Raw genomic sequence first — 26,513 nt, 5'->3', positions numbered from 1 at the left:
GAGAACGACAATGACGATGCTCGCGGCACGGGCTTTTCGCGCGGCACTGATTGGCCGACTGGAACTCCCGTTCGGTGGCAACGTTGCGGCCGGCACCAGTGCCGAGGCACTTGCGCGTGAGTTCCACGACGGTACTGTTGGCCTGTTGCGTGTGCTCGAAGAGGAATCGATTGACACCAATGAGCGCGGACGCTGCGCCCAGTTTTCGCTGTGCTCCATGCTGATGGAGTGCTGGACGGCGAAAGGCGATGACGCGCACCTCAAGGCGGCCACCGGCCGGACACGCCACGAATGGTTGGCAGCGCCCTTGTGGAAATTCGCTGAATCAACGCCGCAGTTGACTGAAGCCGACGCCTGCCAACCGGCATAAAAAGGAGAAGGAACGATGCAGTTTCAGAAAAATGAAGAAGTGCTGACCGACAACTCGTCCGTGTTCAACGTCGCGGGCATAGACGACGCACGGGAAAACGAGATTGTATTCGCCGCGTCGGACGAAGCATCAGCGGACCGGCTGCTCGATCTGCTCAACGGCTCGGTTGTCGTCGCGGTCCAGGTCAAAAAGCTGTGATTGCCTTGCCCGCTTCGGCGGGCGGCGTCACGCGACAATCCCCCGAGGAGGTGAACGATGAGCAAATGTGCAGCGCTGATGCTGAAATGGGCGAAGGTCGCGCGCGGGCGTGACATGATCGCGCGACACGAAGCGAAACGGAGCGGCTGTGATGTTCAGCATTACGGCAGCGAAACAAGCTCCGACCATTATCGGGCTTGGTACCTCGCGTCCCAACTGATCGCGGGGACGTACACGGCCTGACTGAGGAGATAGTTCCGGACGCTGTACCTGGCGATGCCCGGTGGGGTATGCGACAATCTCGGGATGATTGGTGCGATGGCTTTTGCGCACCGCTGTCTCTCAGGTTCTGGACGGCCCTCGGAATGCCAGAACCTCTTGGAGCGCCACATTCGTGTGGCGCTTTTTTTTGGACCACGCCCGGCAATTCGGCTCCCCACGCTGCCCTCTTGTCTGATTCCGTTGCGCGGCCTAGAATGGCTCCCGCGCCGTGCGAGCGGCATTCAAGTGCCCACGTGGACCATCGCAATTCAGAACGTTCCGTTGAGATCCGGTTTCAACAGAGCGTTGCCTCCCTCCTTGTTCACGCCTATCCGAGGTACGAGGAGAAAACCCCATGAATCTACGTTTCATGTCCCGCAAGGGACACGTGTTCAATCACGTCATCAACGACTCGGACGAGTTGTGCACGTTCTGGTACGAAGACATCGAAAGCGGCCGCCAGTTTGATGTTCGCGAACTCCCGGAAGCGCACTTCGGTGCCGAGCGCGCGGACATCTTTGACGGTGACACCGGAGCTCATCGTATCGTGATCCGCCGCGCTGTCGATGCAGGACATCAGTTCGGCCGCCGCGCGCAGCACGCATAAACCCCTTCAGAAAGTGGATGATCCGGTGCGCATTGCGCGCCGGCCTCCAGCCCCCGTCCCCGCCACGCACAAGCGCCCTCAGTTGAAGAACGCTTCACCTGAGCGCTGTTTGCTCGCACCTTTCTAGCCGCCTCCAGAACGAGGCAACACGAAAGGGAGTTGTATCAATGCGCAATTACTACGAAGTCTGCATTCGCTGGAACGACAACGACGCGGAAGAAGGCACCTTCACCGAATCAGTTTTCGCGAATGACGAGGACGAGGCAAGCGAGGCGGTCGCGACGTCGATGGCGGGCTCGTCGTCTGACGTCGATAACAGCAATCCGGATGAAGTCGCCCGATTTGTTGAGGAAGCACTCCAGCGCGTCAGCTACGTGACCAACGTCGTCTCGTCGTTGCCGGACGATATCTCGTCGGTCTTCTTTGACGAGCTCTTTCCTGACGGCGTGAGTCGCCAGATCAACCTCGATGCGCTGGCAGTCCTGCTGAGCGAGCACCGCGATCAGATCATCCTGAAATCGTGAAATCCTGATCACGTCCACGGAAGCCAGTGGCAGTTATTGGTGGCGCGTCAGTGTCATAAGCCCCCTCTTTTCACTTTCAATTAACGGTGACCTATGGAACACGGAAAGATCGTTGCGCGAAAGCGCTGTGCGTTTGGTAGTGCCGCGTTCAAGCAAGGCGAGCAAGGCCGCTACCAGATGGAAGACGCGCGCCACGCGCTCATTTCCCACGGCGACGGTAAGCCGCGCGTACTCGTTCACGCTGAATGCCTGCGCGAGTACTTTGAAGTTATTCCGGCCTAACAGCACCCTAATCGGCTACCCGGAAGAAGATTCACAGGAGAAGACAGCGTGAAAGAACGGTTTAACTCAGAGCAAGAAGCCCTCGAGTACAAGGAAAGGCATCAGCTTTTTGGGCGAGTGGCCGAGCCTCTGACAGGCACAGGAAAGTGGGCGTTGAATTTTCCACTTGAGGCGCATGTAACGGTTCACCAGCCTCACGCACCTGAGGTGCACCTTAGTAAAAATGCCGTGGGTTCTTGACCCGTACGAATGCCAGTGGCCTCCCTCGGGGTGCCACTGGCTCATTCGGGCAAGGGGAAAATTTTTCCACACGGAGCGGCTGCGATCGCCACACTGTCTTACCGAGCCTTCGGGTGAACGAGTATCACCCGAGTGCTTGAGCACCGACGCCTTTTTCACGCCGTCATACGGCACAGGAGTCGTTCATGAAGATGCGCCTGTTTCATCTTTCAACATCGGAATGCCCGCGCGGTCGCTTCCACCCGCTCGCACACTTCGGCACGCTAGAAACGGCAGTTCGACTCGCCAGGCTTCCGGCGAACAAGGACCAGCCGCGCACGCTGTATGAAATTGAGCTCGAGTCGCCCGTGGGCTTTCTGATAGTTCCTGATCTCGCTCGCGCGCTGCATGGCACGACACATCAGGCTAGCCCGATCGCCCAGATCCTCGGTACGCCCGCTGGCGGATGTCCGCGCCTTTATACGAAGGGAGAACTCGATCGTGTCGTCGCGCTTGCGGTGGACTACGGACCGAACCGTGCCGCCCGGCAGCTGATCGATCTGCTCGAGGCCAAAGGGTATTCGGCGTTGACATACCGAAACGGACGCGATACCGCGGCGGACGACTGGGTGCTGTTCGATCAGAGCACCCTCCGTGTGGTCCACTCGTACCGCTGGCACGCGCAAGCAGCGTCTGACGGCACGCGCGATGGAGTGACGGCGTTCGATCAATGGGAAACACCCCTGACGGCAATCATCAACGCACGCCCCTTTTTCGCAGGCCTGCGAGGTGGCATGTGGGCGAACGATGTGCGACGCGCTCACCGCTTTCAGGACGTGATCGAGGGTCTCGACGAATCGCAGCGCAGTCTCGCCGCGAGCCTCATCGTATCGGCGGCTTTGTTGCGTCGCCGGATTGAGGACGCGCTGGCGCTCGTGGACGAGGCGGTGGGGCAATACGGGGTCGACGACGGGCAGGCAACGCTTGCCGGCAGCGACCTTCGGGAGGCACTCAGGGCGCTGGACGCTAATACGTCTTCGTCCGCGGTGCCGCTACCGGTGCGCATGCCCTTTCTGCCGTCTGAGATGTCGCTGCACAAACTTGCAGCCTGAAATCGGAGACAACAGACAGCAACGGTCCCTTCGTGGCCTGTTGTTGTCTGCTTTCCACACTCATCCCCCAGCGGAGGACATTGCTGAGCGACCTCGTTCAGCAATGGCTTTTCCGCGTTTCAGCCTGTCGACGGGTGAGAACTTTCGGGAAAGCCAGGTAGTGCCAAACGGGTGCTCACAGGCACATGCGATGGCGTCGGCACGGTTCCCTTTTCCTTTTCAGGAGGCAGTTATGGCGAACGAGGTTGAAGCTTGTATTGTCGCAATCCACAGAACGCGGAGAGGTCTGCTCAGCATCGCGGGACACGGGTGGGTGAGGTTCCGGCACGGACGCGTCGTCGATGGTCATTGCACGGGTTTGCGCGAATATCTGCTCATGCGGGCGGCCTGGGAGCAAACCGGGTTTTAGCTGGGTCGTCGCGTTTCTACTTGCATGTGACGGCGCGCGCGTTAGCGTGGAGGTGCCGACCCTCCGAGGTTGGCGCCCTTCAACTTTCGATGTTCGCGCCCATGTCCCTGCTTGTCGTAGTAGTCGGTCTGGTGACCTTGTTGTGCATCTATTTCGTGATTCGCTGGACACGCCGGCTTGTATTCCTACTCGCGTCGCTTGCGTCGGCAGCAGGTATGGCGGGCGGCTTGCCGATGCACTTGGGCTCGCACGCGAGTTCGCTGCCTGCATCAGCTCTCCTCCCCGCAGTAACGCGTATGCTCAGATGGCTTCATTGAACAGCGCGGGCCGGAATGCTTGCGTCGGGCAGGCATTACTGAGTACACTCGATCCCGCGCCGGAAAACGGCATTTGCTGCGAATCGCAGCCCTTCACATCCCTCTCCGGGTGCTGCCCTAAGCTGATGGCTTAGCATAGTGCCCCGGCATGGACACCGAGCTGCCGAATGGCACTGCCGCGTCCCTCGGACACCTGCTTCCAATTCGCCTGTCCAAGGCCGGAGCAGATCCACAATAACTCAGAAAATCTCGTGCCCTGACACGCAGTTGTCTTTGCGCCGGCGCGCTGCATTCTGGAAGGACCAATACCCCAAAGGTGATTCTGGCTATTGCGAACCGGACGGGGCCTACTGGCGGCTGATCGACGACTATCCGCTTGCGCTGTTCGGCGAAGCAGGCGAGTGGGTCCGTTTCTTCGACAGCGAGGTGGCGAACTGGACCGCGGATGGTGACCCCAACAGGTTCGACGACATCCTCACAGAGGCGATCCGGGAACCCGTTGTCGCGCTCGACTCTGGCGGCATCCGGTACGTCTGGGATGGCAACCACCGCATCGGCGGGTCTTTCAAGGCTGGTCGACTAACAATCCCGGCAATCATCGGCGTGCCTTTTTCAGCCGGCGGGCACTATGTGGCTGCGATCTGCGAAGGGTGCGCCAGCGTCGAGTCGTCCGATGATCTCAGCGCGCGATTGCGCTTGCTGCCGCCGGACGGCACGAGCGATGTGGTTTCAGTCGATCGCACGTATGTCGCGCCCTTCCTGCCGCCCGCCTGACGATCAATAACGACTCATGCAACCGGAAGTCGCCTGGACCAGGTCCTGGCGACCCACCCTGCATGCCAACCTCTTCCGCCAACGAGACGGTTGCGGACAGCGTACGACGCTGTTCAGAACGGTCCAGTCTTTGAACGCCCCCTATATCGGGCATCGATCGAAGGAGATCAACAACATGAATACGAAAACTGGGACGACACAGGCAAGCGATCTGGAGACTCTCGACCAGGCTCAACGGGCGACGCTGCGTCGATTCGCAAGCGAGAACGGCCGTCGGTGGAAGAATGCCCTCCTGCAACTCTGGGAGACGGGCGGGGACGATCGACATCAGGACGGTCCGATGCTGCGCCAGATCCGGATCCAGTTCGGGCCGACGTTCATTACCCGTCTGACGCCCAAGCAACTGGGCATGTGATCGCGCGCGGTGTGTAAAGGAGAAGCTTGGGGCGGCGACGCGCGAGCGTCGCTTGCTCCCCTCGCTCACCGCGTGCTACCCGCTGCGCTTTGATAACGACCACTCGTTATCAAAGCGATCGCTCACTGCGATTCGCCTCCGATTTTTAATCGCCCGGGTCTCGGGCATGGAGAATTGGGATGAGCACGAACGATACGCCCGTAGCGGCAGCTGGTATGTTGACGCGCCTTGAGATCGCCGCACGGAGCATTGTCGCGGCGCTTCGCAAGAGAGTCGTCGAACTGGGATTCGCGCTGCGCTGGCAATTCTGGGACGCGGCGTTCTTTCGCATGGCCTACGCGCAAGATCGCGGCTGCATGGCGGTTGCGTTCGGTAATGAGGCAGACGAGCGCCAAGGTCACCCTGAGGTTAGCCGTCTGACGGATGCACGACGGTTTCTCAACGGTTGGTGGTGCGGTTTCGTCACGCGCAGCTTCGATCCGACGTTCACCGCGAGGCATTGGCAGAACGCTCCGGCCATCAAGATCTGGCCGCTGATCAATCAACCGTACGTCGATCGACCGATCGCCGAAGGTGTCGATCTGGAACTCGTGCTGAAAGACCTCTCCGGCCGTTACGAGTACCGGCTCAGCGTCAGTTCACGATGGACGGAATCGTCGCTCTGGAACGCGGTCAACAGCCCACGAGCGCTCGCTTTCTCGCAATATCACTATGGCGCCGACGCTGTCCTGAATGGCCGTTGGGTAGGCTCGACGGAAGTTTGAAAAGCAATGTGACACGCAGCACAGGCGGTCGTCCCTTGGGGCGGCCGCTTCACCCGTGGCTACGCTGGCTGCTCGCGGCAGCCATATCGGATACGGTACAATGCCTGTAGCCGTCAAACGGCATCAAACATAGGAAAAAGGCCCACTCGGGCTGTTCGAATGATCGTGCTTGCGGGCGATCCGGTGAGATTTCGATCTGACCAGAATGTCGCGCACTCCTTTTTGCATCGCCCATCAAGGGCAGAAAGGAGATACTTATGAAGGCACGAAAGACCGCACTGCGTAAGGTAGCAGGAGCGTTGTCAGCAGCGACCACGAAACAATTGATCCTCGCGAGTTTCGTCACGCACGACGATGGTGGGGACGATGAGATCGGATATCACTATGTCGATCCGGAAACGCGGCGCGAATTTCATGTGCGTCGTTCCGAGACACTCGACGACTGCAATCGACCCTGCTTCCGGTATTTTCTCGAGGAGAGGATTCCGAACGGCCGGCTTGCCGAAGTCGACGAGCGCGGGATATGCACGCGCGCGTGGGATGCTCCCTTGATCAAGGAAGTCGAAGCTCGCGTCGGACCCAATGGCCTGATCAAGGAACTCGTGCAGCTTGGGGTGGATGTCGACAAGATGATCAGCGTCGGCGGCGGGTATGGTGTTGGCAGCATCTTCTATCCCAGCCTGGAAGAAAGCGCAGGTGCGATTGAACTTGCTCTGAAAAACAACGAGCGATACCAATATTTTCGGGCGTTGACCGACCAGGAAAAGATCAAACTGGATCGTCGTTCGGCAGTGCAGTCCCACGAGTACTGGCTGGCGCAGTCGGCGGCGGCAGCACGAAGCTGGGCGACCCAGGAAGATCTGTTCAAAGGCTGCTACGACGGTTTGGACCGTCCTCTTTCGGACGATTCCAAAAAGCGCATCCTGAGCTATCTGAACAACCCGGGACAGGACGTGTGGCTGGAAGTACGCTCGATCATCGTGACAGGCCACAAGAACTTGTGGGCTGTATGGTGTCAGAATGACCTGCTCGCTCCGCGCTCAGGGGATAAGGGGTATCCGTCGGCGGACGCGCTGCGTGCCGCGATCAGAAGCTCCGCTGCGAGTCGTCGCGCCGAGATTGAAGAAAAACTCAAGACGACCTCGCCGAGCGGTCTGCGGTCGGTCTAGCAACTGAGGCCCTGCTACTTCGGAAATAATCGCAATTCAGTAGAGCCCCACATGCGCAAGCGGTGGGGTTCTCTGCATTTTGGCCGCCTCACCCGCTGTCAGGAAGACGGTGTGACGACGCCCGTTTGAGTGAGTCTGTCTGATTCACTCAAGCGCTACGGCTCCCCTGCTTTTTCAACGCCACCGCCGTGTGGCAACAGGAGAGCAAAGTATGAATCCGTCATTTCTGACCACGGCTGCTTGCCCGTCGCAGCGATGGAAAATGGGAAAGGCCTTTTGGCGGCTTGACCGGGACGAGGGATTTCGTGGCCGCGACTATTCGGTCGACATGGTGGCGGATGGTGTCGCCCGGCGCTTCGTTGTCGAAAACCACTATTCACACAGCTATCCCGCCGCTGTCGAGCGGATGGGTCTGTTTCGTGGAAAAGACCTGGTCGGTGTCTGCATCTTTAGTGTGGGAATGAACAACGCTGCAGTTCCGAAGTATCTGGGGCTCCCCGCGTCGGACGGCATCGATTTGGGCCGACTGATTATCGATGAAAGCGTCCCGTACTGTGGCGAATCATGGTTCGTGTCGCGGTGCTTCAAGCTGTTGCATGAAGCACGACCGAACCTGCGCGGTGTGATCGCTTACGCAGACCCGGTTCCGCGTCAGGCTGATACCGGTGAACTCATTATGCCGGGGCATTTGGGCACTATATACAAGGCTCTGAGCTCGACATACCTCGGTCGGTCAACGGCACGCACTCACCATATCAATGGAAGTGGCATCGTTGTGAGCCCCCGTGCGATCTCAAAAATTCGCCTAGGTGAGAATGGCGCACAAGGGGCCGAGCGATCGCTCGTCAGGCTCGGCGCGCCGGCCCGTCGCTTCGGGCAGGATCCGGCCGAATGGCTTTCCGATGTTCTTTCGGGCGACACGTTTCGTAAAGTTCGTCATCCCGGCAACCACGTCTATGCGTTTGCGCTTGGTCGGCCTCACGAAAAGCGCAGATTGCAGAAGGCGTTTGCGCCAGCGAAGCCGTATCCGAAGAAACTCGACCCAATTCAGCAAGGGTTTGATCTCTTCGCGGCCGCGTAAGAAATACTAGTATCGCAGGTCAGCCTTTACCCGCCATCTCTCGAGGATGGCGGGTTTTTTCGAAAAGTGTTGCGATGGCGGGCGCCCCACTTCGCGCACGTATGAAACCCACGCATGCGGCTTCCGGATAGCATCCAAAACGGGGTCTATCCAGAAGTACAGAGCCGGCATGAACGGCTCCTCCGGCCTTCCTAACGCCCTATGGGCAAACACCGGAGCATTCATGAACAGAAACAACAGCAAGAAAGGCCTGCAAAACGATGTCCTGATCATCGTGGAAGGCGGCTCAGTGCAGAAAGTGCTCACGGCCAGCCCGGCAGTACGCTGCCTGGTTCTTGACCGTGACGATCCCGCCGGGGCTCAGACTGTGATCGCGGCAGGCGACATCGCGGCGCTCGATGTGATGGCGCAGGCCCTTCCCGAAGTCGACGCTTCGAAGGTTGAAAAGGCGTTCTACGACGTCCAGCGGACCCTCTCGAAAGCACAGTACGACGGGAACGCTGCGGCGCAGCGTGTTCTGGGCTCGTTCCAGGCAGCGCGAGAAGCCGCATCCCAGCAACCATCAAATCCGACGGGGCAAAAGCTGTGGCTCGCAATCGTCAGCCACGTGAGCGTCCCGGGTACGCTGCCGGCGATGTTTTTCCAGAGCGAGTGTCCGGACACTCGCGCAGTGAAGGCGCGGTTCTCGGATTCCGCTCAACCGGGCGAGCTCAGGGTGGACGGTGTCTTCGATCTGTCGCATGCGCTCGGGACTGACATCCGCAGCATGACGGCGGTTCAGGGCTTCATCGAGGCCCTGGGTTACGTTGGAAACCCAGCGGAGACAGCCGATGAATGAAACGGGAGCCGCGATGCGTAACGGAAATACGGCGAAGCCTTCGCTACTGATCACCGTCTTCGCGCGACGAGAGCACACGAACGACGCGGTTCTGCTCCAGCATCATCCGCAGACACGCAAGCAGGACATCGTGATCTACCGCAATCGCGAGTGCACGGATCTGATGGCGCGAATCCCGTGGCATTCGAGCAACAGGCCGAGAAAGTCCAGCCGGCGTATCACGCTGAACTGCTGGCGCTGGAAACTTGAATGGGCCAACGCGGCGCCGTCCACGACAGTGGCTTTGGCGTCGTAGATGACCATTAAGTGAAAGTGACACGCCCAGGACCGTTCATCGGTTCCTGGGCGCTTCTAGCAAACTGAGAGGCGACGGGAACGCTGCGCTGAAGTGTTTTGATCTTCAACAGAGCGGTATCCGCCCGCCTTTTTCAAAGCCTTTCGGGGCATCACGGAGAGGAGTTTTGATGAAATCTGCAAGCCGAAACGGCAGCGACTCCTTGTATGAGGTCGTTTTGCCCCAGGCAAAGAAGGTCGAGTCTCTGTTGCGCGAACTTGGTTACGGTGGTCGAGGTCTTCACGACCTCGTGACAAGCGCGGGAAATGATCTGGACGACGATGTCCGCCGCGCAACGCGCAAATTGGCTACCGTCCGGAACAAACTGGTCCATGAGTCCGACTTTGCAATGACGGAAGGCCAGGTCGATTCGTTCAAGGGCAGCGCGAATTTTGTCGTACGCGAACTCGAAGCGATGCTACCGCACCCTGCCAGTGCGGCCGACTCCAGATCAGGCTCAGGCCGCATTATGCGCATGATCGGAAAGGCCTCGAGCATCGCGCTCGCCACGCTTCTGGTTGTGGCGCTGGCCAGCATTGTCGGGTCGGCACTCATGACGCACTGACTATCAAACCTGAAACACCTCCCGCCCGTCACTGACGGCGCGGGAGGATCACTCCGCCAGTCGTCATCTGAAGTAGTTCGGACGTCGTTCGTTACCGGTCGCCGCCGTGGTTTTCGCCAATCTTTGCGATTCGCGAAGCCCACAGGGGCTCTCACTTTTTAAACCGCCGGTCACTCCGGCACGCCGTTTATCAATCACACGAAGCGGGCAGCCGCCTGCCGTGTCTATCAACCCGACGGGTACGCATTCCCGTCGAGGGAGTGTTCCGTCTCATCAGGAGCAGTCCTTTCATGGCAAACACGTATTACGACAAGACTGGCGTGCTCATCTTCGACGGTGAGCCGAAGGTAACGCCGATTCTCCTCGCCCTGTTCGACACTTACGAACTGAACCCGGGAGAGGTTCGCGCTGCCGATTTCCCTTCCAACCAGCACCAGATCCGTGAAATTGCCGAAGACACCGATGTCTCCTGGCAGAACGTGGCGCTGTCGATTTCACGCCATGCTTCGGCTATCGGTGTGAGTTTGCCGGACGGTGCGGAAGAAACGGACATGGCGCAGTGGCTTATTGTGCTCGCACGGAAGTTTGGCGTGACAGACGGTGTTTGCCGGCGTCTCGCTGAAGCTGACCAGTTCGACGGTGATGCGCCGGTGGCGGATCTCTATGACCTCGCGATGCAGTTCCGCGATGGCCACAACCTGGTCTCTGTCGCGACTGAAGCTGGCTGGCACAGCGACCAGGAGCGTCTGTATGGCTTTGGCGGTCATGGGGCCTTCTATGGGCCTCATCTGCGGATCCGGACCGACTCTTCGACGGCTCGACAGCTTGGCGCGCAAATCAATGACGCCCTGACGAAGGGCGACTACGCGGAGGCAGGGGAACTCCTCGCTGACTCCGTGATTGAGATGCTCGCTGGCGTGACAGAGGAATGGGAGATGGTTCAGGTTCGCCATTACCTGACTCGGGCGATCGCCTCCGGGCGTTCGGCTCGCACGCTGACGCCCGATACGCAGAACGCATAAAGGCAAGGCGCAAGCCGTCGCTGCTCAACTTCAACCGATCGCACGGAAATGGGGCGGCTTCCCTAAAGAAGCGCCCTTTCCTGCCGTCAAAACGTCCAACCATTAGTTCTATAAAACCATGAAAAAATCGATTCGTACGCTGGTGACCGTAGGTGCTTTTCTCGCCTTCATCAATCTGCCTGCCGTTGCCGCAGACAGTGTTCCAACCGCAACCGTCGTGGCCAGCGCCGACGTCACCGCCGGCGCGTCGGACGCTGTAGGCTCCGCATCGGCGCTCGAGCAGGCGATCCACGATCAGTGGCTCAAACACTATGGCATTGAGCCGGGCAGCAAGAAGGCGGCAATCTTCCAAAAGTGGGTCGACCGGGTGAAGCATGATCCGGACATTGCGGGGCTGCCGGGCGGTGCCGGCGACCTTCGCCACCTGATGGCCGATTCGCAAGCTCGCGCCACGGTGATGAAAAGCGGAATCGCACGGCTCACGCCGCAAGATCGGCTCGGACTTGTCGAACTCATCACCGCGCTGTTCGAACGGGCACCCGCAGACTGCTACGGTACGACCGACATCATGACGGTCATGACCCGCGCGACTCAACCTGGTGTCATGAGCGACGAGGAAGCCGACAAGTACTTCGGTTACGTGTATCTCATCCTGCAGGCTTTCGCAAAACACACGCCTGTTGACGTGCCGACGCAGGAGCAACGCGACGCGGCGACCCGTGCGCTCGGAATCTCCGTGGAAAAGCAGATAACGACCAAGGCGGACATCCAGCGATATGCTGCCGCATCGGTGGACCGTGAACACGCAAGCCCGGCTGACGTCTGCTGGATGACAGCAAAGTCGCTGGACGCCATCGACCGGGTCGAGGAACCGCATCGCGACGTGCTTCTTCGGGCGATGTTCCTGCCGAACGTGGAGCAAGCCGCTCAGCCTAAACAGGCCGCGCCGACGTCGAAGCCTGGCGTAGCACCTACGAACGTCAGGACGCTGTAATCCCTGAACCTGCACCTGCAGCGCCAGCAAGCTCGAGATTTCTCGATGCTGCTGGCGCTGTTTTTTCGATCGCATGCAATTGGCAAGAAAGCTGTTGCAGGGACTCGTGAAAATCGGATAACCTTACGGCACGCCGTTCTGCGTGCGGCATTAAATCGATTCGGATAGCCCGGGTCCATCAATCGTAAAATTGTCCTTTGCGGGTTGCCGCGCCTACCTTGCCAGCGAATGCTGGTTTCCCGGCGGTCTGGCGTCGTTTCGGACTGGTCTACCTGCACTCCTTCGCGGATCTGAGAAGCGTCGTCGCTTGTTGACGCCCGCATCCTTCTGCGCATTCACGCGCACCTGCTCCCGACTACTTCGACATTAAAGCCTGCTTGCAACTGGACCGTTCCAGCTGCCAGTTCCGGTTTTTCCCGCCGATATCGGCACTCGAAGTATTCAACCATCAAACCGGAAAGCCCTTTGGGCAAGGAGCAATCATGCGCGCAGCTATCGTCGCACTCATCGCAGTTCTCGTCAGCAGCCTCACGGGTTGCGCAAATATGGCAGGGCTGGGGATGATCGACGCGCCGTCGTTCGACCGTTCCCAAGCGTACATGTCGCAAAACGTGCAACACGGTGTCGTGCTCCAGGTTCGTGAAGTCGCGATCACTGCTCAGTCGGGTTCGACGCTTCAAGGCGTACTCGCTGGTGCGCCCGTGGGCCTTCTGGTCTCGCAGGTGTTCCACAAGAGCAGCATCGCGACCCAGATCGGAGTCGGCGCCATGGTCACGACGGGTATCACTGCCGTTAGCAATCTTGGAAGTTCGTCGCGCGGTGTTCAGGCGATCGTTCGTCTGGATAACGGTACGATGATCTCTGTGGCTCAACCCATGGAGCAAGGCAATCCGATCCTCCCGGGTACGAAGGTTCTCGTTCTCGGTAGTGGTCGTATCGTGCGTTCGGCAATCTGACGTCGTTCGCCAGACTAAAAGTACTGGGCGCCACCATCTCTTTGAGATTGGTGGCGCCCTCCTTCTTCCCGGATCCCCCTATCCTCTCCATCCTCCACCGCTCGCTCCTTGCGGCTACGCGCCGCGTACCACCGCGCAATTTCTGATGCGCGTCCGACTGCTTCGTCGACATCCGCTACCTCAATCCAGCAGTGATTCACTCTCACGGGCGACCTTGCGTCGCGAGTCTCTGCTGGTTTGCGTTATGCCACGCGAAAGGCTTTCAAACGCCCGGTCTTGGGCAACGGAGCCAAACCATGAATGACGCAATCAAACTGCCGGTCGAGAAAATCGCGGCCGTCCTGAAAGAACACGGTGAATCGTGCAATCCTGACCGTATCGGCCACTACACGACTATCGATGAGCTCGTGGAAAAGGTCCGCTCGAGCAAGAACTGGGAGCGTGGCGAGATCTTCGTTTGCGCGATCGACGCCGAACGCTTTGTGCTGATGAAGCAGATCGCACCCGACAGCTGTGAAATGCTCACGCTCACGCACAACGGCTATCACGACGTGAACACTGCGTACCGGTTCGAACAGGCAGAACTTGTCGGGCTGGTTCAGCAATACGCGGGAGTGGGAACGGACGTTCTCGAAGCGCTCTTTAACGACGGGCTCGAACTTCAGAAAATCAAGGAAAAAGCGGGTGAGAGTTCCAGTACTTCGCTCTACCTGATGGACTGTCGACTCGATCTCGCCCGCACACTCATCGGCTTGATCTGGGAGCTTCCCGAATATCCGGAGCTCCTGAGCAAGGCGCGGAACATCGTCGTCTTCAATAACGAATCCTGCTCGATCAAGGACCACGAGCGCGACAAGCACTTCCGGCTGGACGACGAACATGATGTCCCGACTGTGACTGGGTGACATCCCCGGTAACCGTGCCTCGTCCCTTTCACGGGGCGAGGACACCACCGGCCGCCGAACCCTCATGAAACTGGCTACGTTCTTGTGGTGAGTCAAAAACTGACCAGAAGGCCGTCTCCTTCTTTCTTGCGCCCGCATCGGGCAACACATTGGAGGCAGCTATGCAATCGGAAGACAGCTTCTATGGCATTCCGCGTTATCAGTTTCGACCGTTGAGCGCACTGGAAATCCGGTGTGCCCACTCCCTCGCGCTCATATTGACGACGGTTGGACCAATGCACGGCGGGAACCTGCCCATCGAGGACGTCAGCTATTGGGAATCCGCTGCGGAGTCTCTCGGGTATCACGCGCCGCGCGGCGCCGAGGTACCACTGCTTTTCGTTGGCACTTCGCTTGAGCAGGAGTGGAAATGGGGCGTGCTGGCCAACGAGCGCGACGAGTATCTGTCGCCTCAACACGGCACGCAGGCGGCGTGGGATCTGTTGAGCCATGAAGAGAAATCGGAGGAATGGGACGAGTTCCACCGCCTCTGCGAGCAGGGTGTTGGCGAGCGGCACGGGTTCTACAGGCTGCTGATGGACAAACACGTTGTGGGCTATGTCGGCCATTGAGTGCCCACTTTCTCGTCAAGGACCAGCGTGCCGCCGACCTCCCGGGTCGGCGCTGCACTTTTGCGATAGTACGAATCCTTTGAGTTGAAGTCATTCTTGACCTCAACGGATTTGCGAATATCCGGAACGCTTTTTCCAACCCTGTCTGTCAGGACTTGAAGGAGCTTTCATCAATGAACGCAAAACAGATCAGGCGCGAGGCGATTCTGCGCGCAGAAGAAATCACGGTCGGCTGGCTTCGTGCGGAAACTTATGGCCAGCACGCGGCAACTGCCGAACAGGTTGCTATCGCGAGACATGTGCTCGTCGATGGTTGGCGAGAGCGGGCACGCGAGCGGGATCAACTGCCGCCGCAGGACATGGCCGGTTCGTGCAAGTTCGCTACTCTCTTCTTCAAACTCGCATTCGGCGGGATGATCGAAGGTGCGTACGAACACCAGTTCAACGTGCTCGACGGCTGCAAGTTCGATCTGTCTGGCCAGGATCTGTATGCGGACGTGGGTTTCGATGCGGAATTTCTGGGCAACGAAGAGCATCTGGACTCGCTGCGCAGCTGTCTGCCACGCGTGCTGAAATGGATGTCCAGATTCGACGGCCTTCTGTCGCGACGCAAATGGGCGCCTGTCGCGATGTTTGACGGGCAACCGCTTCCGAAGCGCGACAAAGGCAAGGAGCGGGACTGGACGGAGCATGTGCAATCCTTGTTCGCGAAGCGTTACGGTGCCCTGCGTACTGCGCTCCTCGACAGCGGCTTCTCCTACGACGCAAGTAGCGCAAGATACGATCGGGATGGCGCGCGTGTATGGTACGTGGCTGGCACGCCTTCCATACAAGGGGCGCTGGATCTGCTGACACCGTACAGTCAATTCACGGTGAAAACTGTGAAGACTTGCCACGAAACGATCCGTGATCAACTGCATCGCTCGACGGACGAGGTTGTCCGGTCGATCATCGATGCGGTCGAAGAGCAGACAGAAGTCCTGCTTGAAGCGGCCTGAGAAAGTAGGTCGAACGATATGAGAGAGACCCTACGCCACGTAGCCGGTGGCGGGGTCTCATATCACTAGTCAAGGATCGCTTATTGTTTGAGCGCATTCAGTTGAGGCACCCCGCCTGAACTGAGCACTGCTCTTTCCTTGCTAACACCGCTTAGGCGGAATACAGGGAAACCATGAAAACCGAAAACGTTATCCAGTCCACACGTGGTGGCGGAAATGCGGCTCTGCCGGTCACCTCTTTGCTTGGAGGATGTGTAGTGCTGCCGGGCGAATGGGAGGAAGGCGGTGACGCATTCATGATGAAATACCTCGACGACGCGCGGACCGCGTGGGTCGAGGCAGCGCTTGTCACGGGAGCCGTCAGGGTCAGCGCACATCTCGGTGGACTCTCGAATGGTGTGATGCACGCGGCCCTCTATATCGGCGGCCAGACGGCGCCGATTGATGACGAGAAGGCAATCGCGGCAGCGATCGCGGCCGTCGATCTTCAATTGTTCGCTGCGATGAAGGAGCACGCCGGGTCGTAAGGCGGTGCTTTTACCCAGCCGCCGTCGCACGCGTGCGGCACAACGTTGATCGTTGTGCCGCACCGCCGGCATGTCCGGTCCGATGAGCTAGAATCGGCTCAGGTGGACGGTTTCCCCGGACATCTGCGTGATTGAAACGCGCCGCCTGTCAGGGGCGCTTCGGGCGACCGTGTAGGGTTGCCTTTTTTTTGGCGGCGCGCGCCGTAGGCGTCGGGCAGCCGTGTGATAACATCCGCTCAGCCGTTGAACGGCATCAAAGATCTGCCATCTGAATTTCCTCTCCAGGGTACGTTGCGCTGAACCTGTGACGGTTCACCAGAGCGACCCGCTCGCCTCCTTTTTAACGCCGAATTTTTCGGCACGACAAACGGGAGCGCATCATGAATCAGGCAAACAAAGGCGACATCATCTGTATGCACGTCGGTGGCCGGGAACACGGTTTTGACGACTACGACGTCGCGGGTATTCCGAAGGTCACGCGTGCAACCGTCGGGCTCAACATCAAGAAGGGCGAGACCTTCAACATCTACTGCGAAGACGGCGTCAAACTCGGCGGAGTCTGGAAAGGCTCGCTCGAGGCATCGCTCGCGCATTTCGTCGAAACGAGCGCTGATCTTCGGGCACTCCAGCAGGATGAAGGTACGGTGCCGGTCGTCGTACTGGCGCGCAACGCATCCGGTGAGCCCGAATTCCACACCTGTACGATGACGGTAAGCTCGCGACAGCGCGACGACGGAAAGCATTACGACGACGCAATCGAGAGCGCGCAGAACCAGGGCTTCGAAGGTGAGTGCCTCGCGTTCGACGCGACAGACGCGGCGGGCCGCCAATTGGAGTCGGTGCTGGCTTTCCTGCGCGGGAACCCGGCGCTGGCGGCAAGTTCCGTTCCGGACGACGCACCGTTGATGCTGAACCCCTGTCAGGTCGGCATTCTTGATCTGTACCGCGGCGGTGAGTTCAAGCATCTCGCGCAGAGCAAGACTGTAGCGGAGTTCCGCTTGGCTCTTGCGCAGTGCGGCGACGGCATCCTGCGCTACCTGATGGTCGAACTCTCCGACAACGAAGACTGCTACTCGCTCGGAGAAGCGCTATCGCGGGTGTCATCCAGTATCGGCTCCATGCAGCAGGTGATGACGATCCTGCTATCGTGTCCTGTCGTTCGACAGGCTGATGATCGTACGGCTCCATCCGCGGGCTGACCGGGCGTCAACCACCACCATCGGCCCGATGTTCGGACGACGGTGGTGGACAACGCGCAGGACAAGTGCCGATCCAGCTTGACCTGTCGAGATCGGCCGCCTTGGGAAACGCTATTGCAAACATCAATGTGGGGGACACGATATTCGTCGATGGTCAGACGGGTGTTGTGACCGCTCTCAATCAGAAGGACGCCGCGCCGATCGTCGTGTACGAATGCGACGGCGAAGAAAACTGGGGTTACGCCGATGACGCCCAACTCGTCGCGCGCAAGGGTTCGCAGTCTGCCAGCTAACGGCTGCCGTGACCCACGCCTCGCCTGGAAATGACCTTCTCGTGCCGGCGTTTCATCTCCACTGGGAGATGGGGCGTCAGGAGACCGTTCCGGCAAGCCTCGCGCTTGCCAGAGCGTGTTCCGCTCGTGGTCTTCTTTCAACGCCTGTCAGCAGGCAATACGGAGATAGACCCAATCATGAATCAGGAAAAACTCCAACAGGCCCGTCGCGACGTCGCGGACTCCGCATTTGAGCGCTACGACTTTGACACACTGGTTGTTCACGATCGATCGGGCTGGACATTCACTACGGGCGACGGTGAGTGGACTTGTCCGGTGTTCGTCAAGGAAGACGAGGCAGACGAAGCATGGGACACGACTACCGTTCACTTCGTCGTCCGGTTCGGGGAAGGGGCCGCCGTCCGCGAAGCGTATGCGATCGACGCTAAGGGCCAGCATGTGGGCCACCTGCCCTCACGCCTGCGCGCAAATGAACACCTGCGGGCATACGTGGAGCGTGATCGTCTGGGCGAGATGCGTGCACGTTACAAGGCCGATGACAAGGAAGTCAGGGACAACGTCGACCACGCGATTCAGGCGTTCGGGCATCTCCTCAAGCGCAACGAACGGCTGTCTTTCGACGTTTTCGCTAACCGCATCGCCCGTCGTTATGACGTTTCCCAGCCCCGGACGGCAGAAATCGTGCGCAACCTGCGTTTGTGCGGCGCCATTGCGCTCCCGTCGTTGCTGAATGGCGACGCATTGACCGCGACGCGTACGGGGAGTCTTCGGGTGCCAGACGGCATCGATGCATTCGGCGACGGAACGCTGTCGGCATGGGTGCGATACAACGGTTTCGATATGGCAAGGATCGCCCCCACGGACTGGGCGATGCTGCGGGAGCAGGATTCGTCGTTCGTGCCTCTGTCCGATTTTGAGGCCCAGTTGCTCCTGAATCTCGTGAGCGAAAGTCCCCGGCTGTTTCAGGTTGTCCGAACGCTCGCCGGGGTGCAAGGCAATGTGACGGTCAAGGACGGCGTTTTGACGCTCGAGGACGGCACGGCCATCAATTTGAACGAACACGTTGATCGGGTTCTTGACCTCTGAGGTCTGGTTAAACATCGTTCAACGTTGCCAGCTTCAACCCGCGTGTGACCGCAAGGTCGCGCGCGGGTTTCTTCGTCGAGGCCAAAGCCGCGAGGGCAAGCGGTCCACGCCATTGAAAACCGGTCCGATATTTCTGTCTGCCTGTCCACGGCCGCCAGAGATATCGCACTCATGTCGGGTGCGAGACAACTGTCACGATGAGGAGTCCACCATGACCGACCCGATCCACACTACCGCCAGCTCGCGACGCGGCAACAGCCGCCCAGGCATAGCCAGCACGTACTTCGGCGCGATGAATCACTGCGATGTCACCGATCGCCGCGTTTTCACTGAAGAGGAAATCGCGGCGCTCCTTGAAACGGGTATTGAAAGCGCCCAGCTAGCCGCATTGCCGCAAGGACGACAGCCGAAGTTTGCGTCCGACATCGAGGTCCGGATGGAAGTCGACTATCAGGGGATGGCGAGCGATCTTACGCAGGCAGACATCGATGGCATACGAGGGGAGGCGGAACGCCTTGCGCCGATGTTCGCGACTGACTGGGGATGGATTCGCATCTTCGAATTCGAGTTTGACGAGAAGGTCCGCGATTGCCTCAAGTTTGAGATCTTCCTGAAGGCTGCCGAGAAGGATGAAGACGGCCTGCTAGACGAGATCTTTTCAGATGAACTATGTCAGCGTCTAACTGATCTTGAGGTCGAGCGCTTTGGCCTTGGGGATATTGAAGGCTCATTCGGAGAGTGTGCGTCTCTCACGTTCTTCGCGGACGACGGTGCTGACCTCGACAGGCATGCTATAGCGGCTTTCCTGGGCAATCTGCTGACTAGCGGACGTTTGCGTCGCGCGGTGCGGGCCGCAATCAAGATCGCTGGTCTCGAGTAAGAGAGACCGTGCCGCGCGTGGTATGTCCGCCCCGCGCTTCACGTTACATGCCCCTTTCCTGAGATCGAACGATTTCAGAATAGCGTCCTGACGCTCCAGTTTTTTATCGTCGCGAGAGCGGCAAGAACTGGGGACCCTATGAATCAGACATTGAACGAGCGTGGCCTGTCGCGCAGCGCTGTATTTGCGCAGCCGCAATTGATGTTCGAAGACGAGACGAGTGCAATTCGTACGGCAGCCATCGACGCGTTGCATTTCGCTACAGCCATTTACACCGCCCAGCCGGTAGTCGACGACTTGCTTGACCGGTTGAACTGGCCGGCTGCCAAAACGAAGTTGCTCGACCCGAGCTGTGGCGATGGGATGTTTCTGGCACGCGCGCTCGAACGCCTGCTGGCACTCGGATTGGACATCGATCCTTGCGATCTCATCGAAGGATGGGAGATTCACCCGGGCGCATGCGGTGAAGCACGGGTCCGAGTCGCAGAAGTGCTTCAGAAGCACGGAGTCGACGCCCGCTTCGCGATCATCACTGCAACCCGCATGGTGCACAACAAGGATTTTCTCGTCGACGGGCCGACAACGCTCTACGGTTGCGTTGCCGGGAATCCGCCATACCTTCGCGCCGCGCACGTTCCGGCATATCTGCGAGAGATTTACAGTGGGGTGGTGCCCGACTATGCGTCGGCCGATCTTCTTCACAGCTTTCTCGAGCGGTGCAGCCGCGTCGTCGAGCCGGGTGGGAAGATTGCGCTAGTCACAGCGGATCGATGGTTAACGAATGCATCTGCGGCCCGCCTGCGGGAGGCCTTGGGAAAGAGGGTCTCGCTGGCGCACGTCGAGCGGCTTGCAGTAGGGAGTGCTTTTTACCGGCCGAAGTTCCGTCGGAAGGGCTCTTCGCCGCGCATTCACCCCATCAGCATCGTTCTCGGTGCGGATGAGGGCGGACGTGCACTGTCCATGGAACCGATCTATCCGGGCGTGGACGAGACACCCTACGAGGGGTTGCCAACGCTTGGAGAAGTCGCGAAGGTGAGGCTTGCCCCCTGGCTCGGCACGGCCGGTGTTTTCGTTGTGGATGCAGAGGTGGCGAAGCGGTTGCCTCCGGAAGTTCTGATCCCTGCGGTCGACACGGACGATTTCTGCGATGGGAAACTGCAGGCGCCGCGTCGTTGGGCAATTAGGACGCGTCCAGACGAAGAGCCGTGTCGGGAAGTGCTCGACCACCTCCATCGGACGATGGATACGATGGCGGAGAGGGGCAAGCAAGGCAAATTCTGGCTCCCGCCGGAGCCCTTCCATCAACTTGATCTTTCGCAGGAGTCGTTGCTGGTACCCCGGATCGCAAAGGGGCCGAAGGCTGTGCGTATCCCGCCGGACTGTCTAGCGATCAACCATAATCTGAGCATCGTTTCTGCGGGCAAGGCAAACCTTGCTGAAATCGAGTCTGCACTCGCCAGCCCTCTTGCCCATCAATGGGTGAAGGATCACGCAGACCGCCTTGAAAACTCCTATCACTCGCTGACCACTACCCTGCTGCGGAAACTGCCGTTCGTTCCGCGCTGACGGTAGTTCGTAGGTAGTCAGCCCCGCGCACGCGCCCGCCTTTCTGGCGGCGCGTGCGCCCTCTTCATCACTCGCCCGCTTGTCCACCCGGCTCTCCTGCTCTAGAATCGCAGGCAGCCGTTTCAATCGGCATTCGCCGGCGTCGTGCCGCGCCCCAAGTAAGTCTATGCCCGAGGTTTTCATCGGGCCATTTCCGCGATCGTTCCCAATTCCTACCGGCGTCCGTCATGGACATGGCGCAAGCGTGCAATGCATGTTCGCGCGATCTTCATTGGACTTCCTGAGCCCGGCTAGTCTTTCATATGGACACGGTGCCGCCGTCGAAGCTCACCCTTTCTTAAACGCCTGCAATTCAGGCAACACAGAGGGGAACTACAGATGAATCAGCAAGTAGCAATGGAAGTACAAGGCACGCCCGTCGTCTTCATGGCAGACGGTACGAAGAAGGTACAACCGGACTGGTTCGTTGACCGCCTGAGCCGTGTCGAACGCCTGGTTAGTCGTGCCGAGCCGCTCGCGCTCTCGAAGGTCAAGCTCATCCTCGACCTGTTGCATATGGACGGTGTCGTACGTCTCGCCGGCGGCGGTGTGATTCGAAACGTGATTCTCGCAGCGGATCCGGATACCCATGAGGGCGTGGGTGTCTCGTTCATCGAAGGAGGCGTCAGCGCGCCGATCGTCAATTGGGCCAAGTCGGTTCAAGGCGTCCACTTCGAAGCAGCGGCCCGTAGCGCGCTGAGCCGCTACCGCGATGAAATCAACGCGGCGGTGCCCGTCGGTGCGCTTTCGTCACTCGAGCTCGCGGCGCAATATCCCGCGAAGGGCAGCATGCCGAGCGAGATCGTCAAGAAGCTTTACGCGACACGCGACGCCGAGGTGGCAACGCTCGCCGCGAAGGACTCCATCAGTGCAGAAGACATCGCAAAGCTGGATCGCGGCGCTCGTGCGACCATCGCGTCGTCTCACTTCAGCAAGTGCGACGACACAGCGAAAACCGCGTTGCTGAACGACAGCCATCACTGGGTTCGCAGCAGCGCCGAGATTTCGGAACGTGACGAGCGCGTCGGACATAACCAGTAAAACCGCAATACCGCATCTGACGCGTCGCTCCATCCGGGCGGCGCGCCAGACCGCGGCCACATCGATGCGCTATCACTGTGTGATGTTTTGACGAGTCCCCTCCGAAGGGGGCTCGCCAAAGCAGAGCCTCTTTTTTAGCGTCGCCAACCGGCGGCATCAAAGGAGAGTTCGATGAAAACGAAAGAGATGGCGTCGATTGTACGAATCGCGATCGGATCGCTGGCCTGCGCGGTAGTGTGCTCGGCGTGCACGACTGCAGCGCCGACGCCGGTGGCCTCCCGATCAACGATCGTAGTCGTTCAACCCAAAGGCGAACAAGGGGACTTCATTCTGTGTCAGGACGGCCGGGTTCTGGTGTTTCCGGTGAGTCACCCGAAAACCTGCAGCTAAGCCTGCACTGAACGCGAAAAAAAAGCCCCACTCGCCTGGCGGGTGGGGCAAACACAATGTGCGGATCGAGACTCTCAGTGGCGCGGCCCTGGGCCGAACGGATCGTCCTCGAGGCGCTTTCGTAGCGCCGTGGTCGTTAGTCCCATCTCCCGCATTTTCTGCTGGATTTCGGAAATGGCCTTTTTACGGGCGTTCGCGTGGATCAGAGCGATCTTCAGATTGACCGTCTCGAGTTCCGCCCTGAGTTCGTACATCGTAAGCATAGCCCTCCCAGACACTGAAAGCGTTGCGGGCCTGAGACAAGCGCCATCTGCATGGCAACGAGGCCCGAGTCTCGTTAGATGCCCCTCTTATCGGCAAGTTTTACGTTTGCTTTAGTGCGTGCGGGGATTTACGCAGGGTGAGGCATTGTGATGAGTTGAACCGTTCCATCTCATCAGAGTGCCGCTGTCCTCCTTTTCTTGTTCGCCGCTCTTCGCGGCATCGAAAGGAGAAGTCAAATGAATGAGCAATCGGCCTGTGTCGCGATAGCTAAGACCAGCGTCGCCCCACTGGAATCGCAGCCGACGGTGAACGAAGAGGCGGTGGGTAAGGTAATGGAACGTTTCGGATTACCGCGACGGGCTGTACACGACCTCGTCTCACTGAGCATTGAGGCACTTCGCGACAGGGACCGACACCTCGTCTGGTCCAACATGATGGAGCCGTCCGAGTTTCCGCGTCACGAACTCGGCACCGCCAAGATCGACGCATACATCTGTGATCCCATGGAGTGCTACACCGAGTATCTCGATGAGTTTGACGCGAAGGATCTTGTGACCAGTGAAACTGAAGACGGCATCCGCAAGCATCGGACGTATGCCCGTTATGTCGAGATGGCGCTTGAAGGACATGAGCCGCCGCCGATCCACGTATTTGCGAGTGAGAAAATCGGCGTTCTCGTCTCGACGAACCGCCGCCGCACGCTTGTCGCGCAACAGCTCGGGCGGCGCATCAAGGGGTGGCACGGACGCCATAATTTCGAAACTGGTCTCCCGCTTAAGTATGGTGATGTGAAGCGAGCCTATATCGAAGCTTTGAACCAGGCCTCCTGACGCAGGTATTGAGAAAGAAATTCCGTCGATGCCCTCAGGGCGTCGACGGCACCCCTTCGACCGGTGTTAGAATCTGACTCAGCCGTTTAGATCGGCATGCTGTTGGTCCCTCAAGTCGCCGGCGCCACGGGAAATAACCGTCGCGTTTCGTTGCGCGGTGGGAACCAACCTCTATGAGGCCCGCGCGCCGCATTCAGCAACAGTAACCGGCACGCTCGCCGTCTCCTGTGCGCTCAGATACTCCGCCTCACCCAATCCCGACGTTCTGAAATTTCATAGCACCGAACATTCCGCTGAGCCACCTGGCTGATCGGAGCGTTCTCGCTCTTCTCCTTCTAACCCGCCTTCGCAAAGGCACGTTTCATGGAGATAGTCCAAATGAATCAGAAAGAGCGTCTGGCGCATTCGATGGCTGCGATCATCGTCCCGCAACCGCTGACCGTCAGCTATGTCGCAATTGGCGCCCATGCGTCAATCAACATCCCCCTCGCCGATGGCAAGCTCGAAGCCTTCGGCGGTCAGTGCGAATTCATCGATCTCGTCGGCCGGTCAGCGCTGCTGCTCGACCGCATCGCACTGTTGTTCGACGAAGCGGGCGAACACCTGTGCAACTACTACTACGAAGTGGCGCAGCCTTTCGGGCAGTCCTTTGGCTACGAGCTCCTGCGTAGCGGCGACGTCAACCTCGATCCGGCTCCATACCTGCGCGAGGTGATGATCGACGCGCACTACGATGCGAAAAAAATCGACCTTGCGTTCGAGAGCGCGGCTCTCGTCGGCGGCGTGAAGCTTCGACCGTTCAGGCTGGATGGCTGGACGATCGAATCGGCTGCGCCGAAAGGATGGTCCGTTCAGGAACCTTCGGGCCGGTGTCACATCGTTGGCAATACGCCGTCTAGCAACGAGATGGAGAGCGTCTTCGCGAGACTCTGCGAGCAGCTCCTCGTGCGGGCCGTGTCGATTGCAGCGCCGGACCAGCAGGTCACATCGGATTTCGGTCGCTGGTCGGTGCGAGCCAACAAGTACCCGGTCTTCGAAACAGTGGATGGTGCACGGGCTTTCGTGGTGGCCGCGCAAGCGGAGGGTGACGCCGAAGCACGTGTGACCTCGCTATCGAGCCTCCTGATGACCACCGACAACAGTCCGGCTGTTATTGGCGTGCGGCCCGAGACGATCGAAAAGCTTATGGCCGTCGGGAAAGCGGGCTCCGTGTCACGCCCCCTCGGCGATTTCGAGACGGATCCCCTAACCCGCAGGTAAAGCGCGGCTTGAGACGCCCAGCAATGATTGGTGCCCCCATTCGCGGAACTTCGTGAATGGGGGCGTTCCGTCCACATGCAGCGTGTTCCGGTAAGGCCGTGCGCCTTACCCGACCACCGTTGTCGCTCCTTTTCTGTCAGCCCTATGCAGGGCATTTCAAACAAGGAGTTATCGATGAACAATGAAACGGTAGCGGTTCAAGCGCTGCGTCGCCTGGTTTTCCCGAAACGACCGATCACCCAGAATGCGGCAGCTGCGATGCTTACGGAGCCGACGCTGCTGGACGATCGATTCGCTGACGATGTCATCGGCGGCGACAACACCGCGCGGTACCAGCGGCTTGAAATCGAGGGCGTGCGCTTCGAACGTGACACCGACCTGTCGGATCTTCGTAGCTGCATCGTCGACAACGAGTCGCCCCACTTCTTCTCGGTCTACGCTCGTGTTCGGCCTGATGCGGATGGCCACGGTGCCGCCGAGTGCGTTGGTGACTTTGGCACGCACAGTCTCGCGCTCAGCTACGCACAGGAACTGTCTCGCAGGTATGAATGGCCGATCGACGACCGGGTGCCGGAGCGTCTGCAGGATCCAACGGCGACCCAGAACACCGGGCCGGCGGACGGGCGAGCGTTTCGGGTCTCGGCGTATAGCGGGAAAAACCATAGTGTCCATGTTGAGCGTCGCATACGCGCGCACTCGATGGACGAGGCAGCAATTCGCTTCGCGTCAGCGCTCGGCGAGGTGATCTATCCTGGCCGCACAGAGCACCCGCGAGACGGACTGCAAGTTCGGTCGTATGGATGGACTGGGCACGGCCAGAGATTGTGGGTGTATGAACAGTAACGCAAATGGCGTACAACGCGCCTTCTTAACAGTATGAACGCTTCCCGCGCCGGCAACGACGGTGCGGGAAGTGGTGGTCATCCAAGACTGTTTCGCAGAGGTCGATTGTCCTGTGCGAAGGAGTTTCCCTTCCTTTTTATACGCCGGAGTTCGGCATTTTCGGAGGAAGAGATGCAGCAAGATCAACAGAAACGGAGCGCGGGGGACATCGAAGCGCGTTCGATCCTGGCTAACGCCCATCGCCGTGCTGGCGCAATACTCTCCGAGTATGCGAACGTGAACTCGTTCGAATTTCGGGTGGACGACGGCTGCGACATCGTTGCGGTGGGATTTGCAACGTCTCCGCACGATATGTACGGAGACAAGGCTGCTCGCATCTACGTTGATGGCATTGGCGAGGATCTCGCGGGAGAGATTGATCCTGATACCGCTACCTGGCAGCAGTTGTGCTCGGCTTACGGCGCTACCCAGGTCTGCGTCTATCGCGCGCAGGGCGGCACTGAAATCTGCGCCCGTGACAATCACGGCGTGGAGAAGGTATCGACCGAGTCGAAGGCTCTTCTGAGCCAG

General features: G+C 59.3%; 34 protein-coding genes. 33 read left to right on the top strand and 1 reads right to left on the bottom strand.

Features of this window, described 5'->3' with window-relative positions; all coding sequences use genetic code 11:
• Positions 1 to 10 precede the first annotated feature (10 nt).
• The 29 genes from G3O01_RS08735 to G3O01_RS08595 all read left to right on the top strand — a co-directional run bounded on the left by G3O01_RS08735 (position 11) and on the right by G3O01_RS08595 (position 22,746).
• Complete coding sequence (locus G3O01_RS08735) at positions 11 to 370, top strand: hypothetical protein (RefSeq protein ID WP_205804143.1); 360 nt, start codon at positions 11 to 13, stop codon at positions 368 to 370.
• A 15-nt stretch (positions 371 to 385) separates the two neighbouring features.
• Positions 386 to 568 carry a hypothetical protein gene (locus G3O01_RS08730; protein ID WP_205804142.1) on the top strand — a complete coding sequence of 61 codons (183 nt, stop codon included), beginning with the start codon at positions 386 to 388 and terminating at the stop codon, positions 566 to 568.
• Between the two features lie 57 nt (positions 569 to 625).
• Positions 626 to 811, top strand: coding sequence for a hypothetical protein (locus tag G3O01_RS08725; RefSeq protein ID WP_205804141.1), 186 nt, complete (start codon positions 626 to 628; stop codon positions 809 to 811).
• A gap of 373 nt (positions 812 to 1,184) precedes the next feature.
• Complete coding sequence (locus G3O01_RS08720) at positions 1,185 to 1,436, top strand: hypothetical protein (protein WP_205804140.1); 252 nt, start codon at positions 1,185 to 1,187, stop codon at positions 1,434 to 1,436.
• 167 nt (positions 1,437 to 1,603) lie between these two features.
• Positions 1,604 to 1,960 carry a hypothetical protein gene (locus G3O01_RS08715; RefSeq protein WP_205804139.1) on the top strand — a complete coding sequence of 119 codons (357 nt, stop codon included), beginning with the start codon at positions 1,604 to 1,606 and terminating at the stop codon, positions 1,958 to 1,960.
• A gap of 93 nt (positions 1,961 to 2,053) precedes the next feature.
• The gene (locus G3O01_RS08710) at positions 2,054 to 2,242 is read left to right on the top strand and encodes a hypothetical protein (RefSeq protein ID WP_205804138.1); all 189 of its coding nucleotides are present in this window, start codon (positions 2,054 to 2,056) and stop codon (positions 2,240 to 2,242) included.
• Between the two features lie 425 nt (positions 2,243 to 2,667).
• Positions 2,668 to 3,573 carry a hypothetical protein gene (locus G3O01_RS08705; RefSeq protein WP_205804137.1) on the top strand — a complete coding sequence of 302 codons (906 nt, stop codon included), beginning with the start codon at positions 2,668 to 2,670 and terminating at the stop codon, positions 3,571 to 3,573.
• A 993-nt stretch (positions 3,574 to 4,566) separates the two neighbouring features.
• Positions 4,567 to 5,073: a hypothetical protein gene (locus G3O01_RS08700; protein WP_205804136.1), complete on the top strand. Its 507-nt coding sequence runs from the start codon at positions 4,567 to 4,569 to the stop codon at positions 5,071 to 5,073.
• 175 nt (positions 5,074 to 5,248) lie between these two features.
• Positions 5,249 to 5,488 (top strand): hypothetical protein, encoded by a 240-nt coding sequence (locus tag G3O01_RS08695; RefSeq protein WP_205804135.1) that lies wholly within the window; start codon positions 5,249 to 5,251, stop codon positions 5,486 to 5,488.
• Between the two features lie 179 nt (positions 5,489 to 5,667).
• Positions 5,668 to 6,252, top strand: a complete 585-nt coding sequence (locus G3O01_RS08690; RefSeq protein WP_205804134.1) for a hypothetical protein — start codon at positions 5,668 to 5,670, stop codon at positions 6,250 to 6,252.
• Positions 6,253 to 6,509: 257 nt separating this feature from the next.
• Entirely contained in the window at positions 6,510 to 7,421 is a 912-nt protein-coding gene (locus G3O01_RS08685) for a hypothetical protein (RefSeq protein WP_205804133.1), read from the top strand.
• A 211-nt stretch (positions 7,422 to 7,632) separates the two neighbouring features.
• The gene (locus G3O01_RS08680; protein ID WP_205804132.1) at positions 7,633 to 8,502 is read left to right on the top strand and encodes a hypothetical protein; all 870 of its coding nucleotides are present in this window, start codon (positions 7,633 to 7,635) and stop codon (positions 8,500 to 8,502) included.
• A 223-nt stretch (positions 8,503 to 8,725) separates the two neighbouring features.
• On the top strand, positions 8,726 to 9,340 hold the full coding sequence (locus G3O01_RS08675) for a hypothetical protein (RefSeq protein WP_205804131.1): 615 nt from the start codon (positions 8,726 to 8,728) through the stop codon (positions 9,338 to 9,340).
• On the top strand, positions 9,333 to 9,635 hold the full coding sequence (locus G3O01_RS08670; RefSeq protein WP_205804130.1) for a hypothetical protein: 303 nt from the start codon (positions 9,333 to 9,335) through the stop codon (positions 9,633 to 9,635). Before G3O01_RS08675 ends, G3O01_RS08670 begins: the two co-directional genes overlap by 8 nt.
• Positions 9,636 to 9,804: 169 nt before the next feature.
• Positions 9,805 to 10,239: a hypothetical protein gene (locus G3O01_RS08665; protein ID WP_205804129.1), complete on the top strand. Its 435-nt coding sequence runs from the start codon at positions 9,805 to 9,807 to the stop codon at positions 10,237 to 10,239.
• Between the two features lie 290 nt (positions 10,240 to 10,529).
• Positions 10,530 to 11,261 carry a hypothetical protein gene (locus G3O01_RS08660; protein WP_205804128.1) on the top strand — a complete coding sequence of 244 codons (732 nt, stop codon included), beginning with the start codon at positions 10,530 to 10,532 and terminating at the stop codon, positions 11,259 to 11,261.
• A gap of 118 nt (positions 11,262 to 11,379) precedes the next feature.
• Positions 11,380 to 12,255 carry a hypothetical protein gene (locus G3O01_RS08655; protein WP_205804127.1) on the top strand — a complete coding sequence of 292 codons (876 nt, stop codon included), beginning with the start codon at positions 11,380 to 11,382 and terminating at the stop codon, positions 12,253 to 12,255.
• A gap of 482 nt (positions 12,256 to 12,737) precedes the next feature.
• Positions 12,738 to 13,211: a hypothetical protein gene (locus G3O01_RS08650; RefSeq protein ID WP_205804126.1), complete on the top strand. Its 474-nt coding sequence runs from the start codon at positions 12,738 to 12,740 to the stop codon at positions 13,209 to 13,211.
• Positions 13,212 to 13,507: 296 nt separating this feature from the next.
• On the top strand, positions 13,508 to 14,116 hold the full coding sequence (locus G3O01_RS08645; RefSeq protein ID WP_205804125.1) for a hypothetical protein: 609 nt from the start codon (positions 13,508 to 13,510) through the stop codon (positions 14,114 to 14,116).
• Positions 14,117 to 14,277: 161 nt separating this feature from the next.
• On the top strand, positions 14,278 to 14,727 hold the full coding sequence (locus G3O01_RS08640; RefSeq protein WP_205804124.1) for a hypothetical protein: 450 nt from the start codon (positions 14,278 to 14,280) through the stop codon (positions 14,725 to 14,727).
• A 173-nt stretch (positions 14,728 to 14,900) separates the two neighbouring features.
• The gene (locus G3O01_RS08635; protein ID WP_205804123.1) at positions 14,901 to 15,725 is read left to right on the top strand and encodes a hypothetical protein; all 825 of its coding nucleotides are present in this window, start codon (positions 14,901 to 14,903) and stop codon (positions 15,723 to 15,725) included.
• Positions 15,726 to 15,898: 173 nt separating this feature from the next.
• Positions 15,899 to 16,252 (top strand): hypothetical protein, encoded by a 354-nt coding sequence (locus tag G3O01_RS08630; protein WP_205804122.1) that lies wholly within the window; start codon positions 15,899 to 15,901, stop codon positions 16,250 to 16,252.
• Positions 16,253 to 16,632: 380 nt separating this feature from the next.
• Entirely contained in the window at positions 16,633 to 17,451 is an 819-nt protein-coding gene (locus tag G3O01_RS08625) for a hypothetical protein (RefSeq protein ID WP_205804121.1), read from the top strand.
• Positions 17,452 to 17,516: 65 nt separating this feature from the next.
• A complete protein-coding gene (locus G3O01_RS08620; protein WP_205804120.1) occupies positions 17,517 to 17,744 on the top strand; it encodes a hypothetical protein in 228 nt (75 codons plus the stop codon).
• A 177-nt stretch (positions 17,745 to 17,921) separates the two neighbouring features.
• On the top strand, positions 17,922 to 18,830 hold the full coding sequence (locus G3O01_RS08615) for a hypothetical protein (protein ID WP_205804119.1): 909 nt from the start codon (positions 17,922 to 17,924) through the stop codon (positions 18,828 to 18,830).
• A gap of 211 nt (positions 18,831 to 19,041) precedes the next feature.
• A complete protein-coding gene (locus G3O01_RS08610) occupies positions 19,042 to 19,710 on the top strand; it encodes a hypothetical protein (RefSeq protein ID WP_205804118.1) in 669 nt (222 codons plus the stop codon).
• Positions 19,711 to 19,848: 138 nt separating this feature from the next.
• Positions 19,849 to 21,276 carry an SAM-dependent methyltransferase gene (locus G3O01_RS08605; protein WP_241023811.1) on the top strand — a complete coding sequence of 476 codons (1,428 nt, stop codon included), beginning with the start codon at positions 19,849 to 19,851 and terminating at the stop codon, positions 21,274 to 21,276.
• 378 nt (positions 21,277 to 21,654) lie between these two features.
• Positions 21,655 to 22,356, top strand: a complete 702-nt coding sequence (locus G3O01_RS08600) for a hypothetical protein (protein WP_205804117.1) — start codon at positions 21,655 to 21,657, stop codon at positions 22,354 to 22,356.
• A 171-nt stretch (positions 22,357 to 22,527) separates the two neighbouring features.
• Positions 22,528 to 22,746 carry a hypothetical protein gene (locus G3O01_RS08595; protein WP_205804116.1) on the top strand — a complete coding sequence of 73 codons (219 nt, stop codon included), beginning with the start codon at positions 22,528 to 22,530 and terminating at the stop codon, positions 22,744 to 22,746.
• A 74-nt stretch (positions 22,747 to 22,820) separates the two neighbouring features.
• On the opposite strand, the gene G3O01_RS08590 is transcribed toward G3O01_RS08595, so the two are convergent.
• Complete coding sequence (locus G3O01_RS08590) at positions 22,821 to 23,000, bottom strand: hypothetical protein (RefSeq protein WP_205804115.1); 180 nt, start codon at positions 22,998 to 23,000, stop codon at positions 22,821 to 22,823.
• 246 nt (positions 23,001 to 23,246) lie between these two features.
• Between G3O01_RS08590 and G3O01_RS08585 the strand changes: the two genes are divergently transcribed.
• From G3O01_RS08585 to G3O01_RS08570, 4 genes are all read left to right on the top strand, one after another.
• Entirely contained in the window at positions 23,247 to 23,840 is a 594-nt protein-coding gene (locus tag G3O01_RS08585) for a hypothetical protein (RefSeq protein ID WP_205804114.1), read from the top strand.
• 408 nt (positions 23,841 to 24,248) lie between these two features.
• Complete coding sequence (locus G3O01_RS08580) at positions 24,249 to 25,100, top strand: hypothetical protein (RefSeq protein WP_205804113.1); 852 nt, start codon at positions 24,249 to 24,251, stop codon at positions 25,098 to 25,100.
• Between the two features lie 174 nt (positions 25,101 to 25,274).
• On the top strand, positions 25,275 to 25,943 hold the full coding sequence (locus tag G3O01_RS08575) for a hypothetical protein (protein WP_205804112.1): 669 nt from the start codon (positions 25,275 to 25,277) through the stop codon (positions 25,941 to 25,943).
• 171 nt (positions 25,944 to 26,114) lie between these two features.
• A partial coding sequence (locus tag G3O01_RS08570; RefSeq protein ID WP_205804111.1) for a hypothetical protein occupies positions 26,115 to 26,513 on the top strand: 399 nt, incomplete at its 3' end.

Source organism: Burkholderia sp. Ac-20365 (genome assembly GCF_017104715.1).
Lineage (GTDB): Bacteria > Pseudomonadota > Gammaproteobacteria > Burkholderiales > Burkholderiaceae > Paraburkholderia.
This window is presented reverse-complemented; position numbering and strand designations above follow the sequence as displayed.